Raw genomic sequence first — 15,560 nt, forward strand, 5'->3', positions numbered from 1 at the left:
CCTGTCGCCCTGCCCCGCGGGGGCAAATCAAGTATTCGGAAAGGAGGCGAAAGCCTGGTCTGGGGGCCGACTTGACTGAAAATAAAAATAGTCAAGTTTTTTGAACCAGGTGGAGAGCTTTGGGCAAAGTTATCGCTATTGCCAATCAAAAGGGCGGGGTAGCTAAGACTACTACTGCCGTTAATTTAAGTGCCTGTCTGGCAGTGAAGGGCAGAAAAACGCTGTTAATTGATATTGACCCCCAGGGAAATGCCAGTTCCGGTTTGGGAGTGGATAAAGATAAACTGGATGTTTGCATCTATGATGTTATTATTAATGGCTTGCCATTGTTGCATGCGGCTTTGCCTGCCGAAATTGCCAATCTGGAAGTGGTTCCGGCTACCATTCAACTGGCTGGGGCGGAGATTGAGCTGGTGGCCATGATTGGCAGAGAGAGCAAACTGAAAAAGGCTCTGGAAAAAATCAGGGATAAGTACGATTATATTATTATTGATTGTCCTCCCAGTCTGGGGCTATTGACCTTAAATGCCTTGACAGCAGCTGATAGTATTTTAATACCCATCCAGTGTGAATATTATGCTCTTGAGGGATTAGGTCAATTATTAAATACTATTGAGCTGGTGCAAAAACACCTTAATCCGGATTTACAGATTGAAGGGGTTTTATGTACCATGTTTGATGCCAGAACCAATCTTTCGCTTCAGGTAGTAGAGGAAGTAAAAAAACATTTCCCGGAAAAAATCTTTAAAACCATTATTCCCCGTAATGTTAGGCTAAGTGAAGCCCCCAGCTATGGCCAGCCTATTATTACCTATGATCCTCGTTCCAAAGGGGCAGAAATGTATCAAGAGTTGGCAGAGGAAGTGATTGAACGTGGCTAAGAAAGGCTTGGGTAAAGGTTTAAATGCTTTGATACCCGGGCGCAAGGAAGAAGAAACCCGGGAAAATGGGGTTAATGAAATACCGGTTGCCTTGATAGCTACCAACCCCTGGCAACCGCGGCAGGAATTCAATCAGGCTCGATTGGAGGAACTGGCCAAATCCATTGAAAAGAGTGGTCTAATTCAGCCCATAATCGTCAGAAAAACCGGTGATGGTTATCAATTGATTGCCGGGGAAAGAAGATTAAGAGCTTATCGGTATCTTGGCAAGGAGACAATTCCTGCTATTATCAGGGCAGTAGATGATGGTCAGGTTCTGGAACTGGCCCTTCTGGAAAATATTCAGCGGGAAGAGTTGAATTGTCTGGAAGAGGCAGAGGCAATCAGGAGATTACAGGAAGAATTCAATTATACTCAGGAAATGTTAAGTCAGAGGTTGGGCCGTTCTCGTTCGGCTATTGCCAATACCCTGCGATTATTGCAATTATCGGAGCCGGTTAGAAAAGCTTTACGAGATGAGCAGATAACTGCTGGTCATGGGCGGGCCCTCCTGGCTTTGAACAGTGAACAGGATCAGAACCTGGCCTTGAAACTGGTGATTGAAAAAGGTCTTTCAGTGCGGCAGACCGAAGAACTGGTAAAAAACTGGCCCCGACAGCAAAAAAGTGAACAGACCAGGGAAAAAAAAGAAAAGAAAGTGGCTGCTGTACTGGTTGATATAGAGGAGATTTTAAAAAGAAAACTGGGCACAGGAGTAAAGGTAAAAGGAAAAGAGAATAAAGGTAAAATCGAAATAGCTTATTACTCGGAAGAGGAGTTACAGAGGATAATTGAATTAATAGCCGGTGAGGAATGTTTCACGTGAAACATTTTAAATCAACACAGGGATAAACCTGTGTTATTTTTTTGGTAAAAATTTTGTCTATTCAGGGAGTAAAGCTGAATGTTATAATATTTAGCGTGATTAGAAAGAAGGTGAGAGGAGATGGATCCACTTACTCATGGAGTAATTGGTGGACTGGTGGCACTGGGGGCAGGTAATGCTGTCAGTTTATCAGAACCAGCTTTTATAGCATCAGTACTGGGGGCAATGGCACCTGACCTGGATATTGTTTATCATCTCAAAGGGCAATTAAGCTATCTGGAAAATCACCGGGGTAAATCCCATGGGCCAGTGGGCCTGATCCTCTGGAGCAGCCTGGTTACATGTTTTTTGGCTTTATTTTTTGATGATATCAGCTGGCAGACCTGGGTTTGGGCTTTAATTGGTGGAATTAGCCATACCTTAATGGATGCTTTTAATTCCTATGGTATCCATTTTACCAAGCCTGGTAGAAGTAAAAAAATCTCATTTAATCTGGTACAGGTGTTTGATCCGATAATTTTGCTGCTGGGAGTACTGGGATTAGTGTATTCTTCGCCATTTCAGGCAAGATTAGCTCTGCTGGCCATTGCGGGCTGGATGGTGGTGCGTTATTGTTGTCGCAAAATAGGAGAGAATAAAATTAGAACCTGGCTATCCAGAGTAAAAGGCCAGCAACCGGATAAAATTATAGTAATGCCAGCGATGTGGGGATTGTGGAAATGGGATTTTGTGGCTGAATTTACCAGTCAATACATCAGTGGTAGCTGGTGGATGAATACGGATAAAAAGGTGATTTTAAAAGAAATTGATAAAGTGGAAAGGGATATAAAAGAGAAAGTCCTGGAAACGGAAGCGGGTAAATTCTTTACCCTTTTGACTCCTGTTTATGCCATAACCAGAGAACGATGGCAAGACCGGGAAGCTTTTGTTCTCTATGACCTGCGCTATTTAGTGGGTGACCGCTATTTACATCGGGCAACTGTGATTTTGAACGAACAGGGCCAGCCTCTAACCCAGGTGATTCAGCCCTTTAGTGAGCAAAATTGTATAAATTTATAAACATTGAACCCGCTCGTACCCCGGGCGGGTTTATCATTGAGGCAAAATGTGATATGATACTATATATGCAGCTTAAAAGGGGGGAAATACAAAGTGATCTACCTGGATAATGCAGCTACTTCCTGGCCCAAACCCCCGTCGGTAGCAGAGGCAATGACCAAAGCAGTGAAGGAACTGGGGGCCAATCCGGGACGAGCAGGGCATCAGATGGCATTAGAAGCAGGTAGAGGTATTTATCGTACCAGGGTTTTATTAGCGAAGTTGTTTAATATCAAAAACCCGTTACGGATTGCTTTCACCCAGAATGCCACTTATGCCCTAAACCTGGCTTTACTGGGTCTCCTTCAACCAGGAGATCATGTAATCACTTCTACCTTAGAACATAACTCTGTTGCTCGACCCCTGTATTATCTAAGCCAGAGAGGAGTCAAAGTGACCAAAATCGGACTGAATGAAGCCGGGGAATTTGATCTGGATTTACTGGAGAAGTCTTTTCAGCCCAATACTCGCCTGGTTTGTCTAACCCATGGCTCCAATGTGAGTGGTCATATCTTGCCGATAGAAAAAATCGGAGCCCTTTGCCGGTCCAGACAGGTCAAGTTTATGGTTGATGCGGCGCAGACAGCAGGGGTTATCCCCGTGGATGTAGAAAAGATGAACATAGATATTCTGGCTTTTCCAGGTCATAAAGGGTTATATGGACCCCAGGGCACCGGTGGTTTATATATAGCCGAGGGGATTGAACTAAAACCACTGGTTACCGGAGGTACTGGTTCCCATTCGGAATATATGGAGCAGCCGCAAGTAATGCCAGACCAGCTGGAAAGCGGCACTCCCAATACTCCGGGGATTTTCGGTCTGGGTGCCGGTGTAGAATTCGTTTTGAAAACGGGAGTAGAACAGATCCATGCCCGGGAACAGGCATTAACAGAAAAATTGCTGGCCGGTCTGAGAGCTTTGCCTGAAGTTATCGTGTATGGGCCGGCCGAAGAACGTTTGCCGGTGGTTTCCATTAATATCAAAGGGGCAGAGACTTCAGAAGTAGGGTTTATTCTGGACAAGGTCTTTAATATTGCCTGCCGTACCGGTTTGCACTGTGCACCGGAAGCCCACAAAACTCTGGGAACATTTCCGATTGGAACAGTGCGTTTCAGCCCGGGCTGGTTTAACACAGACGAAGATATAGATAAAACAATCGAGGCAATTAAAACCATAATTAAAGAGATGAAGGGAGCATAGGGAGTGGGGACGATTATCAATGTACTGGCGATTATCGCCGGTACTATTATCGGGATTATTCTGGGTCGCAGTTTTAAAAAGGATATAGCTGATACCATCCAGCAGGGTCTGGCCCTGGCTGTACTCCTGATCGGGGCCCAAATGGCTGCCAAAGAGACGGATACTTTGATTGTGATTTTTGCCCTGGTCATTGGCGGCTGGTTGGGGAGCTGGCTGGAAATCGAAGAAAAATTGCTGGCCTTCGGTCGCTGGGTGGAGAACAAAATGGCAGCCCAGGGGGAAGGGAAGGTTGCTGCTGCTTTTATGACGGCCAGCCTGATTTATTGTGTTGGCGCTATGGCTATTATGGGTTCTCTGGAAGAAGGATTAACAGGCAAATATGATACTCTGTTAGCCAAAAGCCTGCTGGATGGGGTCTCGGCCATTATTTTTGCCTCCACCATGGGCTGGGGTGTGGCTCTTTCGGCCCTCTCCGTAGGGGTTTATCAAGGAGCGATTACTTTACTGGCCGGCTGGATTAAGGGTTTTCTTTCTCAGGCTGTTATAAATGGTATGACGGTAACCGGCGGCTTATTGATTGTAGGTATAGCCTTTAATATTCTGGGCTATAAGCCAATTCGGGTTGGGAATCTTTTACCGGCTATTCCGATTGCGGCTATCTTGATGTTACTAAAATAGATAATGAAAAACCCCCGTCAAGGGGGTTTTATTATTACCTACGCCAGTAGGCAGCCCAGGCTTCCTGATATACTTTCAACAGGGATTGACCGCTTATTTCAGCAATACGCTTGCAGTCCTCATACTCAGGAGCCGCTTTTTGGCCGGAAACTTTGAATCTGATCATGCCCCAGCGGGTTTCCACTTCCTGAATCTGACGAGGAAGGGCTCTGCGTTTAACTGGCCATTTGCGCCAGCCCAAAGAGGTAGTGGATTCCGCCAGGATTTGTTCAACCTGACCCAGAGATTCCGCGGGGCAAAGCAAGCCTAAAGTAAAGGCCGGGCGGCCCTTTTTCATCAATATCGGGGTATACCAGGCATCATTGGCGCCGGCGGCTAGCAGTTTATCCAGCACATCGGGCAGGGTTTCCGGTTGCTGGTCATCGATATTTGTTTCCAGTTGCCACAAATCTTCTGTAGTCAGCTCGGACAGGGGCTGGTAGAGGATGGCCCGTAAAATGTTGGGCTGTTTTAAAGTTTTGCTACCGGCTCCATACCCGTAGGCCAGGGGTCGGCCCGGAGGGAGGGCGCCCCATTCCTGAACAAAATAACCCAGGATTGCTGCCGCAGTAGGAGTAAGCAGTTCTCCTTGCTCTTCTCCCTGGTATACAGGTATATCCTTGACCAGTTCCAGCGTAGCCGGGGCGGGGACGGAAATTAGCCCGTGCTGGCATTCAATCATTCCTGACCCCAGCGGTAAAGGAGAACAGCCGATAAATGCGGGTTGCAGATAAGATAGGGCTAGGCAACAACCTACTATATCGATAATGGCATCAATGGCTCCCACCTCATGAAAATGGACCTTTTCAATAGTAGTACCGTGAACCCTGGCTTCAGCCTCAGCCAGACGGCGGAAAATGGCAATGGACTGATCCTGAACTGGGGCAGGCAGTTCACTCTCTCTGATCATAGTCTCGATATGGTGCAGGTGCCGATGCGGCTGGGATTCTGGAAAATCCACCTCTAAATGCAGACTGCGAAGGCCGTGGTGTTTTTTTTCCTGCCAGTTCAGCTGCCAGCCCTGCAGGGGTAATGTCTTCAATTGTTGTTCCAGCCAGGAGACTGGTACACCGCAATCAACCAGGGCGGCCAGCAGCATATTGCCGGCTGCTCCAGTGGGGCATTGGAAATAAAGGCCGATACCGCTCATGTTTCTACTCCCCCCAGACGATTGATGGCATTGGCGAGGGCAGCCGCTCCATAACCATTATCGATATTGACTACACCGATGCCGGGAGCACAGCTGTTTAACATGGTTAACAGGGGTGCCAGGCCTTGCCAGTGACTACCATAACCCACACTGGTGGGTACAGCGATAACCGGTTGGCTAACCAGCCCGCCGATAACACTGGGTAAGGCTCCCTCCATGCCGGCGACACAAATGAGAACATTACAGCGCCGAATTTGGGGCAGGAGATGGAGCAAGCGATGCAGGCCTGCTACACCTACATCATAAAACTTCTGCACCGGGTTACCCATCATTTCGGCACAGAGAGCTGCTTCTTCTGCTACCGGCAGATCAGCGGTTCCTGCCGCCAGAATACCGATAGTGCCCAGTTTACGTGGGCGCTGGGGCTGACCATAAGTTAAACAGCGGGCCTGAGGGTGATAGGTCAATTCCGGCAGGGCTGAAAGCACCTTTTCCGCCTTAGGCCGGCTCACTCTGGTTGCAATCACTGTACCGTGATGTTCCTTGAGATGGCTGAAGATCCTGATTAACTGTTTAGCGGTTTTGTTTTGACCGAAGATTACTTCGGGAAAGCCCTGCCGCAGCTGGCGATGAAAATCCAGTTTGGCAAAGCCCAGGTCGCGGAAGGGTAAATCCCTGAGCTGGTCCAGAGCTGCTTCGGGACTAATAGAGCCATCACGAATTTGTTCAAACAGGTTCAGAAGTTTATTTGTATCCATTTTTCACTTCCTCCGACAGGTTTTCATTCATACTGCCACTGCGAAAACCCTGCAAATCCAGGGTAATATAAGTGAAACCCAGGGATTTGAATTTCTCCAGACACTGCTGGCGTAGATTTTCATCAGTTACCAAACGGGCCAGCTGGTCAGGAGCCAGTTCCAGACGGGCAATTTCACCGTGATGACGGACGCGGCAGGGCAGGAAACCCTGCTCTATTAACCAGTTTTCCCCGGCATCGATTTGGAGTAATTTTTCTCTGGTAATAGGGCTACCATAAGGGAAGCGGGAGGACAAACAGGCAAAAGAAGGTTTGTTCCAGGTGGGCAGCTGCCATTCCCGGCTAAGCTGCCTGATTTCTTCCTTGGTTAAACCGGCTTCCAGCAAGGGGCTGATGACTCCAGCCTCTCTGGTAGCCCGGCGGCCCGGACGAAAATCGCTGGCATCATCGGCATTGGCGCCATCATAAATCACCTGTAACTGGTATTGTTGCTGAATAGATTGTAGTTTATGCCATAGTTCCTTTTTACAAATATAGCAGCGGTCAATGGGATTGGCCACAAATTCGGGATCGGCTAACTCCTCCGTTTCCACGGTAAGCAGACGGGCTCCCAGTTGCCGGGCCAGCTGGACCGCGGCCTGGCGTTCCCTTTCCGGATAGGTTTCGGAAAAAGCTGTAACCGCCAGAACCTGATCCGGGCCCAGGGTTTTCAAAGCTGCCTGTAGTAGGAAGGTGCTGTCAACCCCTCCCGAAAAAGCGATCAGGCAGCTGCCATTTTCTTTCAATATCTGTTGCAGACGTTTCAGTTTAGCTTGCATAGCCAAGTTCCTCCTCCAGATGTTACTGCTGACATTGTAAAATGTTGCATCAGCAAAGTCAATGATAGTATACTCTTAAATATAGGAAGGAGGATATGGGATGGAGTTAAACCAGATTTTGCTTCTGATCGGGGCGTTTGAAGGCTTGTTATTCATTTTGTTGATACTGTTCTGGGTTCTGACCAATCGTAAGACAGCTGTCTTGAAAAAATTCCTGCAATCTGCGGAAGGCAGGGATTTGGTAGGATATTTACAACAGCTGGCCGAACGGCTGGATTCCCTGGAAAAACAGGTGAATGAATTGAAGGAAAAACAGATTAAACAGCAAATTACCTTAACTCGTTGCCTGCAAAATAAAGCAGTGGTGAGGTTTAATGCTTTTGAAGACACGGGCAGTGATCTCAGCTTTGCGGTGGCTTTGCTGGATGAACGAGGAGACGGGGTGGTATTGAGCAGTTTGTATGGGCGGCAGGATTGCCGTACCTATGCCAAACCGCTAAAAAATGGCCAATCCCGCTATCCTCTGACTGATGAGGAAAAAGAGGCAATTGCCCTGGCTTTATCGCCCAGAAAAAGCGAATAAAGGGTATGAAAGTAACCGGCCGGGGATACACTAGGCCGGGAGGGGTCTGGTATGTTTGTCAACCGCTATGAAGCAGGCTTGCTGCTCAGGGAAAAAATTAAAGGTAAAAAACTGATTAACCCCCTGGTTGTAGGGGTGCCCCGGGGAGGCATTGTGGTCGCAGCTCCTCTGGCAGAATTACTGGAGGCCCCCCTCAAGGTGATTATTAGTAAAAAGATCGGCTTGCCCCGGAATGAGGAAGTGGCGATGGGAGCAATTACTCCTGGTGGAGAAGCAATAGTGGACTGGGTGCTGGCCAAAAGAGCGGGCCTTACCGATAGCCAGGTGGAAATGGCTATCAGCAAGGCCCGTACTGAATGGGAATTGAAAAAAGAAAAATACCTGCCCTGGTGGGCTGAGGATTTTGAGGACAGGGATGTTATCCTGGTTGATGACGGTATTGCTACTGGTTATACCATCAAGGTAATAGTCAATTATCTAAAAGAACAGCCTTTACTTCAGCTCTGGCTGGCCATTCCCGTGTTGCCGGAAGAAAAACTGGAAGAATTTCTGCCATTAGTTGATCAGTTAGTCTATTTGAAAGCGCCCTCGGATTTCTACGCTGTTGGCCAGTTTTATCAGGATTTTTCCCAGGTGGAAGAAGACGAGGTATTGCGGTATTTATCCTGAAAGTTTACCCAGAGCCTGCTGGCCAGGGAGAGAGCGGAACTGATTGCCTGGGCCATTTTCATTACCACAAACAGACGGGTATTTTGCAGAACGAAATATTCCATGAAACCGCCCACATTAACTATACCGGTAAGATGGATCTGCCCCACCGGGGGCAGATTTTTATTTACCCCTGCTCCTGGCTTCAGGGGACCGCGGGCCAGGGTTATATGACCCACGCTGTCCAGATTGCCTAGAGAGGCGTCAATGGCGATAACGAAAGGATTGGGCCAGGTTTTGTAAATATGCTGGAGTTTTTCTGCCAGGTTGGCAGCATGAACCGGTTCTTCCAGGGTACCCAGTATCCAGAAGGGCTGACAGGGTTTTTGGCTGAGAAGAGTACCGATCAGAGGCCCCAGGGCATCGCCGGTGGAGCGATCGGTACCAATACAAAGTATTAATATGGGCTGACCTGGCAAGACCAGGTCCACCAGCTGCCGGACCAAAAGGCGGGAGAGTTTATCAACAACCAGAGGGTCATCCACGTGGATTTTGTGTTTTTCCATGGGTAACCTCCTGAAACAGAGTTATATCAGAGTATACGCCATTTACCCTCTTTTTATACTTGAACTGCAGGTCTGTCTAAAAAATATACAAGCCAGGCAGGGAAAGGGAGGAATATGTTGAATTATTATTGTAGTGCATAGGTACGGAGGTATTGGTATGGCCGTTGTTAAGACTATCCAGGAAAAATGTAAAAGCTGTTATGCCTGTATCCGCAATTGTCCGGTAAGAGCAATAAAAGTAACGGATAAGCAGGCCCAGATTTTGCCGGAAAGATGTATCAGCTGCGGTAATTGTGTCCGGATATGTGCCCAAAAAGCCAAACAAATAGAAAGCGACTGGCAGCGAATCAGCGAGATGCTGGAAAAAAAGCGCAGACAGCCAGTAATAGCTATTCTGGCCCCTTCCTTTCGGGTGGCTTTTCCCGAGTTTTCTGTAGGTCAGGTAATCATGGCCTTAAAAGCAATTGGATTTAATGAGGTTGAACCGGTTACCAAAGGAATTGAATTGACCGTACCGGTTTATCGGGAATATCTGGCCCGGGTAGAGAAAACGACAGTGATCAGTTCATATTGTCCGGCGGTAGTGATGCTGATCCAGAAACATATGCCGGAATTGATCCCCAATTTAGCTCCCATCGATTCAGCGGTGCTGGCCCTGGCCAAATACCTGAAACTGCAAAACCGGGAAAACCGGGTGGTATTTATCGGGCCCTGTGTAGCTAAAAAAGAAGAGGCCAGGGACGAAAATCTGGTGGGAGTGCTGGATGGAGTGCTGACCTTCAGGGAGATCCGGGAAATCTGGCAAGAAAAAGGAATCAGGCCAGCTATCTATAAAACGCCCCTCAGCTGGGAGGAAAGTTTGACTGAGTTGTTTCCTGTTTCGGGGGGATTGCTGCGCAACCTGGGCATCAAAGGTCGCGATTATAACCTGGAACTGGCTGTGGTTGAAGGTAAAGATGAGTGTCTCAAAGTACTGCAGGCTGTTAAAAGGGGAGAGTTTAACGGGAAATTTCTGGATATCCTTTTTTGTCGCGGTTGTATAGATGGCCCTGAAATTGCCAGCCCCCTGGAGTTTTATGGCCGTAAAAGTCTGCTTTTTTCCCAGCAACGGTCCAGTCAGCCTCCAGTTCAGGGTTTAAAAGTTGCCGGTCTGGACCTTTCCCGCCGTTATATCAATAAGTATCAGCCTTTGCCTGAACCATCAGAGCATGATATCAGAGAGATCCTGAAATTTACCCAGAAAATCAATCCGGAAGATGAGTTGAACTGTGGTGCCTGTGGTTATGAATCCTGCCGGGAAAAAGCCAGGGCGGTTTATCAGGGACTGGCGGAAATTCATATGTGCTTGCCTTACCTGCTCAACTTATCCCAGGGGGAAATCGAATATTATAAAGATCGCTTGCGCAATTTGGATCGCGCCAAACCGATGCTGAGTCTGGAAAGAATTCTGGGGGATTTGCCGGAAGTAGCCCATATCAAGGCTTTAAGCGAAAGGGCAGCCCAGAGCGATTCCACCATTCTCATCACCGGGGAGAGCGGAGTAGGTAAGGAAGTGCTGGCCCAGGCTATCCACTATTTAAGCCCGCGGGCCAATGGGCCGTTTATTGCCATCAACTGTGCTGCTTTGCCGGAGATGCTGCTGGAATCGGAGTTGTTCGGCTATGAAGAAGGGGCATTTACCGGTGCCCGCAAAGGAGGTAAACCCGGCAAATTTGAGCTGGCCAATGGCGGCACCCTGTTGCTGGATGAAATCGGGGATTTACCCCTGACTATGCAGGCCAAACTGTTACGGGTTCTGCAGGAAAGGGTTATAGAAAGGGTAGGAGGAACCAAATCCATTAAAGTGGACATCAGAATCATTGCTGCTACCAACCAGGACTTAAAAAAGATGGTAGCAGAAGGCCGTTTTCGGGCGGACCTTTATTATCGTTTGAATGTTATCGGTATTCATATTCCTCCACTGAGAGATCGTATCAAGGATTTACCGCGCCTGATCGATATAATTGGGGAAAAGCTGTACCGGGAAAAAGGGATTACCCCAAAGGTAATTGCCAAAGAGACTCTGGATTTACTGATGACTTATCACTGGCCGGGTAATATTCGGGAACTGGAAAATGTCCTGGAGCGCTCCATGTATCTGGCAGAAGGCAGTGTGGTGAGACCGGAACATTTGCCCTCCTACTTGTTCGAGAAGGATTTACCGAAAAGAAGGGTGCAAATCAAACCCCTAAAAGATGCGGTGCGGGAACTGGAAAAGGAATTGATAGAGGCAGCTCTGGCGGAAGCAGGGGGAAACAAGGTTTTAGCTTCAGAGTTGCTGGGAATTCCAAGGGCAACCCTCTATTTGCGATTAAAAGAATTTGGCTGGTTGTCTGAAAATTAAACATATGATTAGAAATTATACAAATTGATTGTTAACAAATAGAACAATTTCAGGGGGAATCGGATGTTTAGCAGGCCCGGAGTTGTTGGCATAAATATTGCTATAAATCAAGAAGGTGACTGCATGAACACAATTGACAGAAGAAGATTTATCAAGTTACTGGCACTAGCCCTGGTTGTTACTGCAGGGGAGAATTTTGCCTGGGCCAATGAACCTGGTCTGGGCCTAATTGGCTGGTACCGCGGAAATTCCTGCGGTGGTTGTGTCCTCTCCCTGCTGGCGACAGGAGAAGCCCCGCCAGGGGTTCATCCCTGGCTGGAAGAGCAGCCAACTGCGATGGATGTACTGATAGTGGAAGGGGCGGTTGATTCCGGGGACAGGCAGCTGCAGGAAATGTTGAAAAGGGCCCGCTGGATACTGGCTTTCGGTACCTGTGCTGCTTATGGTGGAATGGCAAAGGAAGGCGGCGGGGAGCGAGAATGGCAGGGGCTAATCGATCTGGCTCCTCTGAAGAAATTGATAGCCATTCCGGGATGCCCACCCAAACCTGGCTGGTTGCTGTCCACATTGACCGCTTTGCAGGTGGGACGCAATCTAGAGCTGGATGATTTTGCCCGGCCGCTTGAGATTTTTGGCGGTACCATCCATGATAATTGCCCACGCCGGCAGTATTTTGACAACAGCCGGTTTGCCCAGGCTCCGGGGGAAGTGGGATGTTATTTGCTGCTGGGTTGTAAAGGTCCTATAACCTTTGCTGATTGTTCCCAGCGCTTGTGGAATGAAGGGGCCAACTGGTGTGTCAGCGGCGGGGGACCCTGTATAGGGTGTACACAACCCGGGTTTCCACAAAATTTCGCTCCTCTGACTACCAGGTTGCCTCAGGTGGCTCTGCCTGGAATCGAAAGTACGCCGGAAACAGTAGGTAAACTGGCTTTTACGGCAGCCATGACCGGAATTGCAGCCCATTATGGCTATTCCCTCTGGCAAAAAGGCAAACGGGGAGGGAAGGCCGATGATTAACTGGCAAAGAGGTCTGGCTGTTCCGGTGCTGTTTACCGAAAAGGCAGGGATTCAAGCCAGGACGCCTCGTAATTCTTTGCTTCAGGATAAGTATATGCTGGATCTGCCTTTTTTCCTGGCCCGAACCCAGGGAGAGCTGGCCAACAACCTGACCCTTCTGGGTATAACCGCTATCGAGACATTAACCGGACTGGAAGTGAGTACGGGAGTCAAGAAAAAACGTCTGTTAATCAGGATGTTTGACTGGTTTATCTATCACAGTATTCGTCTCTGGCGGCGAGACCGCGATCCGAACTGGTTAGTAGCAATCTCCCAATGCCATAGAGTGCTGGCGGTTCTAACCGGACGCAGTCCTATGGGTTGTGGCCTAACAGTGGGAGGAGCAGGAGCTCCTTTAACCACCGAGCAGTGGCGGTTTATCAGAATTTCTCTGGATTGGCTGGGGGATTATCTGGCCAGGAAAAAAACAGAAAGCTTTTTACCCTTACCTCAAGAAGAAAAATTGCATGAACTGAGTCAGGTCTGGCTGGCAGCACAGGACTTAGAAGGTATGGCAGGAGGAAAAGTTGTTGCTGACGGCCAAGAACAGGAGCTGGATTGGTCCCGGATCAAGATACAACCCGCTGGTCTGTATTATGATGACCGGGTATGTCTCATAGGCCCCCTGGCCCGGCAAAAGATACAGGGCTACCACCACCGGGGCTATCTGGCGGCAATGCTTACTGAACTGAAAGTCATGTTACCAAAGGCGGATAAATTGCTAACAGAACTCGGTCAGGGAAAAGGTGAAATGGGCAGTCGCTGGCCGGAACGGTGTGAGGGTGAACTTCAGCTTTTTCTGGAAACTCCGGCCGGTCCAGCTGGGCTTCAGCTCAGGCTGGAAAGGAATAAAGTTGCTGCTGCGCGGCTACTTACCCCTGACCTATGGCTCAATTCCCTCTGGCTGGAAGGGCAGCGGCAGGGAATTCTTACCGAAACGGACATTTACGCTTTGGCCAGGGACTGGGGCATCCCTGTCAGTTTAACGACAGGGAGGCGGTTATAATGCATCCCGCTCCGGTACGCCTGGTGCATTGGTGGAATGTAACTGCTATCAGTTTCCTGGTTTTATCCGGGTTTTATATACATGATCCTCTCTTCTGGGAGGGTTGGTTTGCCGGGATGGATCGGGCCCGCCTCGTTCACCTGGTAGCCGGCTGGCTGCTGGTGGCAGCGACCTTTTATCGCTGGGGATTCGCCCTGGTCACAGGTGAATGGCGGCAGGTGGTTTTCCGCTGGCAGGACATGAAAGATTTAAGACAACTGCTTAAATATTATTTATTTCTTACTTCTAGCTACCCCCAAAAGGGCAAATACAACCCCGGGCAAAAGCTAGCCTACACCCTCCTCCCCTTTCTCATCATAGGGCAATTGGTTACTGGAGTCATTTTGTTGAAGCCTGCCCTGGCTCCGGTGGCTTTTGCCCTGGGGGATCTTGCCCGATTGCGACTGATACATTATCTGCTGACCTGGGTGATGCTGGTGTTTGTGCTGGGCCATCTCTATCTGGTTTTGCAAAGTGGCTGGCAAAACATCAAGACCATTATCCGGGGCTAAACTAACTGAGGGACTATGTATCTTTCCCCGGAGATATAGTCCATATATTTCCCCCCAAGGGCTTTGCTTCGGGAATTGAAGCAAAGTCTTTTTTTTATTAAAATGGGGATGGGAAACGGAGGCGAAAATATGCATGAAATGGCCTTGATGGCGGGGGTTTTTGAAATCATCACTGCAGTTATGGCTGAACATCCCGGCAAAAAAGTAACCAGAGTAACCATGGAAGTGGGAGAATTGACCCATGCTCTGCCTGATTCCCTGCAAATGTGCTTTGCAGCCTTTGCCAGGGGAACGGTATGTGAGGGAGCAGAACTGGAAATCATTGAGATACCGGTAGTGTTAAAATGTCAGGAGTGTGGCTGGCAAGGGAGAACGACCGGCAGTTTTGTCGCCCTTTGTCCTGACTGTCAAAGTCCCAGAACGGAAATCACCGCTGGCCGGGAGTTAAGGGTCAGCAGTTTGGAGGTAGAAGATGATGAAAATAGAGATTAAAACCGATATCCTGATCAGCAATGACCAGCAAGCTGAATTAAACCGCCAGAACTTCCGGGCCGCAGGTGTTAAGGTATTCAATTTCATGGGCTCACCGGGGGCAGGAAAAACTACTCTGCTGGAACGCACCATCGCTGAACTTAAAAACAAATTGCGCCTGGCGGTGATCGAAGGGGATATTTATACCAGTAAAGATGCTGAGCGCATTGAGGCGCACGGAATCCCAGTGGTACAAATCAATACCGAAGGAGCCTGTCACTTGGATGCCAGAATGGTAGCAAGAGTCTTACCCCGATTTGATTTAAACAATCTTGATCTGCTGATTATAGAAAATGTAGGCAATCTGGTCTGCCCGGTGGAATTTCAGCTGGGGGAAGATGCAAAAGTGGCTGTCCTGAGTGTAATTGAAGGGGATGATAAGCCTCTCAAATACCCATTGATTTTCCGGGAATCGGAAGCGGTTGTTGTCAACAAAATCGATCTCTTGCCTTTTTGTAATTGCAATATGGAGAGCCTTACAAGAGATATACTATCCATCAATCCAGATATTAAAATCTTTCCGGTTAGCTGCCGGACCGGGGAAGGTTTGCAGGAGTGGATTGATTGGCTATTCAGAAGGACAGGTGCCTAATCGAAGGGCGCCTGTCCTTCTGTTATAGAAAAGAAGAGACAAATAAGAGCTAATTGCGTTGTCAGATAATCCTGACAGGCCAAGGGATTAGCGGAAGGACGAAAATAAATTTACCCCAGAAAAAGGTGTATAGGAAAGGGTTTTTAGCGCAAAAC

Annotated in this window: 17 protein-coding genes; 13 read left to right on the top strand and 4 right to left on the bottom strand. The window is 48.4% G+C overall.

Annotated elements, in window-relative coordinates; all coding sequences use genetic code 11:
- The first annotated feature begins 119 nt into the window (after window positions 1–119).
- The 5 genes from ULO1_RS03245 to ULO1_RS03265 all read left to right on the top strand — a co-directional run bounded on the left by ULO1_RS03245 (window position 120) and on the right by ULO1_RS03265 (window position 4,722).
- Complete coding sequence (locus ULO1_RS03245; RefSeq protein ID WP_079907781.1) at window positions 120–881, top strand: ParA family protein; 762 nt, start codon at window positions 120–122, stop codon at window positions 879–881.
- Window positions 874–1,746: a ParB/RepB/Spo0J family partition protein gene (locus tag ULO1_RS03250; RefSeq protein ID WP_079907783.1), complete on the top strand. Its 873-nt coding sequence runs from the start codon at window positions 874–876 to the stop codon at window positions 1,744–1,746. Before ULO1_RS03245 ends, ULO1_RS03250 begins: the two co-directional genes overlap by 8 nt.
- Before the next feature lie 120 nt (window positions 1,747–1,866).
- Entirely contained in the window at window positions 1,867–2,805 is a 939-nt protein-coding gene (locus ULO1_RS03255; protein WP_079932982.1) for a metal-dependent hydrolase, read from the top strand.
- 93 nt (window positions 2,806–2,898) lie between these two features.
- Complete coding sequence (locus ULO1_RS03260; RefSeq protein WP_079932983.1) at window positions 2,899–4,044, top strand: aminotransferase class V-fold PLP-dependent enzyme; 1,146 nt, start codon at window positions 2,899–2,901, stop codon at window positions 4,042–4,044.
- A 3-nt stretch (window positions 4,045–4,047) separates the two neighbouring features.
- A complete protein-coding gene (locus ULO1_RS03265) occupies window positions 4,048–4,722 on the top strand; it encodes a DUF554 domain-containing protein (protein ID WP_078666230.1) in 675 nt (224 codons plus the stop codon).
- Window positions 4,723–4,756: 34 nt separating this feature from the next.
- Here the strand turns inward: ULO1_RS03265 and larC are convergent, their stop codons facing one another.
- Genes larC through larE form a run of 3 tightly spaced genes read right to left on the bottom strand, consistent with a single transcriptional unit; the run spans window position 4,757 to window position 7,486 of the window.
- Entirely contained in the window at window positions 4,757–5,911 is a 1,155-nt protein-coding gene (gene larC, locus ULO1_RS03270) for a nickel pincer cofactor biosynthesis protein LarC (RefSeq protein WP_079907789.1), read from the bottom strand.
- On the bottom strand, window positions 5,908–6,669 hold the full coding sequence (gene larB / locus ULO1_RS03275) for a nickel pincer cofactor biosynthesis protein LarB (protein ID WP_078666232.1): 762 nt from the start codon (window positions 6,667–6,669) through the stop codon (window positions 5,908–5,910). The genes larC and larB overlap by 4 nt, the downstream gene beginning before the upstream one ends.
- Window positions 6,656–7,486: an ATP-dependent sacrificial sulfur transferase LarE gene (larE, locus tag ULO1_RS03280; RefSeq protein ID WP_143311997.1), complete on the bottom strand. Its 831-nt coding sequence runs from the start codon at window positions 7,484–7,486 to the stop codon at window positions 6,656–6,658. The genes larB and larE overlap by 14 nt, the downstream gene beginning before the upstream one ends.
- A gap of 100 nt (window positions 7,487–7,586) precedes the next feature.
- Here larE and ULO1_RS03285 point away from each other — a divergent pair, with 100 nt between their 5' ends.
- Window positions 7,587–8,069: a DUF4446 family protein gene (locus ULO1_RS03285; protein ID WP_078666234.1), complete on the top strand. Its 483-nt coding sequence runs from the start codon at window positions 7,587–7,589 to the stop codon at window positions 8,067–8,069.
- Between the two features lie 51 nt (window positions 8,070–8,120).
- Window positions 8,121–8,738: a phosphoribosyltransferase gene (locus ULO1_RS03290; RefSeq protein WP_078666235.1), complete on the top strand. Its 618-nt coding sequence runs from the start codon at window positions 8,121–8,123 to the stop codon at window positions 8,736–8,738.
- On the opposite strand, the gene yyaC is transcribed toward ULO1_RS03290, so the two are convergent.
- Window positions 8,687–9,283 carry a spore protease YyaC gene (gene yyaC, locus ULO1_RS03295; RefSeq protein WP_078666236.1) on the bottom strand — a complete coding sequence of 199 codons (597 nt, stop codon included), beginning with the start codon at window positions 9,281–9,283 and terminating at the stop codon, window positions 8,687–8,689. The genes ULO1_RS03290 and yyaC overlap by 52 nt on opposite strands.
- A gap of 157 nt (window positions 9,284–9,440) precedes the next feature.
- Here yyaC and ULO1_RS03300 point away from each other — a divergent pair, with 157 nt between their 5' ends.
- The 6 genes from ULO1_RS03300 (at window position 9,441) to hypB (ending at window position 15,405) form a co-directional block, all read left to right on the top strand.
- Window positions 9,441–11,666 (top strand): sigma 54-interacting transcriptional regulator, encoded by a 2,226-nt coding sequence (locus ULO1_RS03300; protein WP_078666237.1) that lies wholly within the window; start codon window positions 9,441–9,443, stop codon window positions 11,664–11,666.
- A 123-nt stretch (window positions 11,667–11,789) separates the two neighbouring features.
- On the top strand, window positions 11,790–12,686 hold the full coding sequence (locus ULO1_RS03305; RefSeq protein WP_159071984.1) for a hypothetical protein: 897 nt from the start codon (window positions 11,790–11,792) through the stop codon (window positions 12,684–12,686).
- On the top strand, window positions 12,679–13,731 hold the full coding sequence (locus tag ULO1_RS14660) for a hypothetical protein (RefSeq protein ID WP_159446630.1): 1,053 nt from the start codon (window positions 12,679–12,681) through the stop codon (window positions 13,729–13,731). The genes ULO1_RS03305 and ULO1_RS14660 overlap by 8 nt, the downstream gene beginning before the upstream one ends.
- The gene (locus ULO1_RS03310; RefSeq protein ID WP_159071982.1) at window positions 13,731–14,282 is read left to right on the top strand and encodes a cytochrome b/b6 domain-containing protein; all 552 of its coding nucleotides are present in this window, start codon (window positions 13,731–13,733) and stop codon (window positions 14,280–14,282) included. Before ULO1_RS14660 ends, ULO1_RS03310 begins: the two co-directional genes overlap by 1 nt.
- Before the next feature lie 129 nt (window positions 14,283–14,411).
- Window positions 14,412–14,774: a hydrogenase maturation nickel metallochaperone HypA gene (gene hypA / locus ULO1_RS03315; protein ID WP_078666240.1), complete on the top strand. Its 363-nt coding sequence runs from the start codon at window positions 14,412–14,414 to the stop codon at window positions 14,772–14,774.
- The gene (gene hypB / locus ULO1_RS03320) at window positions 14,758–15,405 is read left to right on the top strand and encodes a hydrogenase nickel incorporation protein HypB (RefSeq protein WP_078666241.1); all 648 of its coding nucleotides are present in this window, start codon (window positions 14,758–14,760) and stop codon (window positions 15,403–15,405) included. Before hypA ends, hypB begins: the two co-directional genes overlap by 17 nt.
- The last annotated feature ends 155 nt before the right edge of the window (window positions 15,406–15,560 follow it).

The organism is Carboxydocella sp. ULO1, assembly GCF_002049255.1.
In the GTDB taxonomy this organism is placed as follows: domain Bacteria; phylum Bacillota.

Excerpts from the sequence above, each read along its gene's own strand:
- ULO1_RS03285 (WP_078666234.1), top strand. The coding sequence starts at position 7,587 with ATGGAGTTAAACCAGATTTTGCTTCTGATCGGGGCGTTTGAAGGCTTG.
- ULO1_RS03305 (WP_159071984.1), top strand. The coding sequence starts at position 11,790 with ATGAACACAATTGACAGAAGAAGATTTATCAAGTTACTGGCACTAGCC.
- ULO1_RS03300 (WP_078666237.1), top strand. The coding sequence starts at position 9,441 with ATGGCCGTTGTTAAGACTATCCAGGAAAAATGTAAAAGCTGTTATGCC.
- ULO1_RS03255 (WP_079932982.1), top strand. The coding sequence starts at position 1,867 with ATGGATCCACTTACTCATGGAGTAATTGGTGGACTGGTGGCACTGGGG.
- ULO1_RS03310 (WP_159071982.1), top strand. The coding sequence starts at position 13,731 with ATGCATCCCGCTCCGGTACGCCTGGTGCATTGGTGGAATGTAACTGCT.
- hypA (WP_078666240.1), top strand. The coding sequence starts at position 14,412 with ATGCATGAAATGGCCTTGATGGCGGGGGTTTTTGAAATCATCACTGCA.
- yyaC (WP_078666236.1), bottom strand. The coding sequence starts at position 9,283 with ATGGAAAAACACAAAATCCACGTGGATGACCCTCTGGTTGTTGATAAA.
- larE (WP_143311997.1), bottom strand. The coding sequence starts at position 7,486 with ATGCAAGCTAAACTGAAACGTCTGCAACAGATATTGAAAGAAAATGGC.
- larB (WP_078666232.1), bottom strand. The coding sequence starts at position 6,669 with ATGGATACAAATAAACTTCTGAACCTGTTTGAACAAATTCGTGATGGC.
- hypB (WP_078666241.1), top strand. The coding sequence starts at position 14,758 with ATGAAAATAGAGATTAAAACCGATATCCTGATCAGCAATGACCAGCAA.
- ULO1_RS14660 (WP_159446630.1), top strand. The coding sequence starts at position 12,679 with ATGATTAACTGGCAAAGAGGTCTGGCTGTTCCGGTGCTGTTTACCGAA.
- ULO1_RS03290 (WP_078666235.1), top strand. The coding sequence starts at position 8,121 with ATGTTTGTCAACCGCTATGAAGCAGGCTTGCTGCTCAGGGAAAAAATT.
- larC (WP_079907789.1), bottom strand. The coding sequence starts at position 5,911 with ATGAGCGGTATCGGCCTTTATTTCCAATGCCCCACTGGAGCAGCCGGC.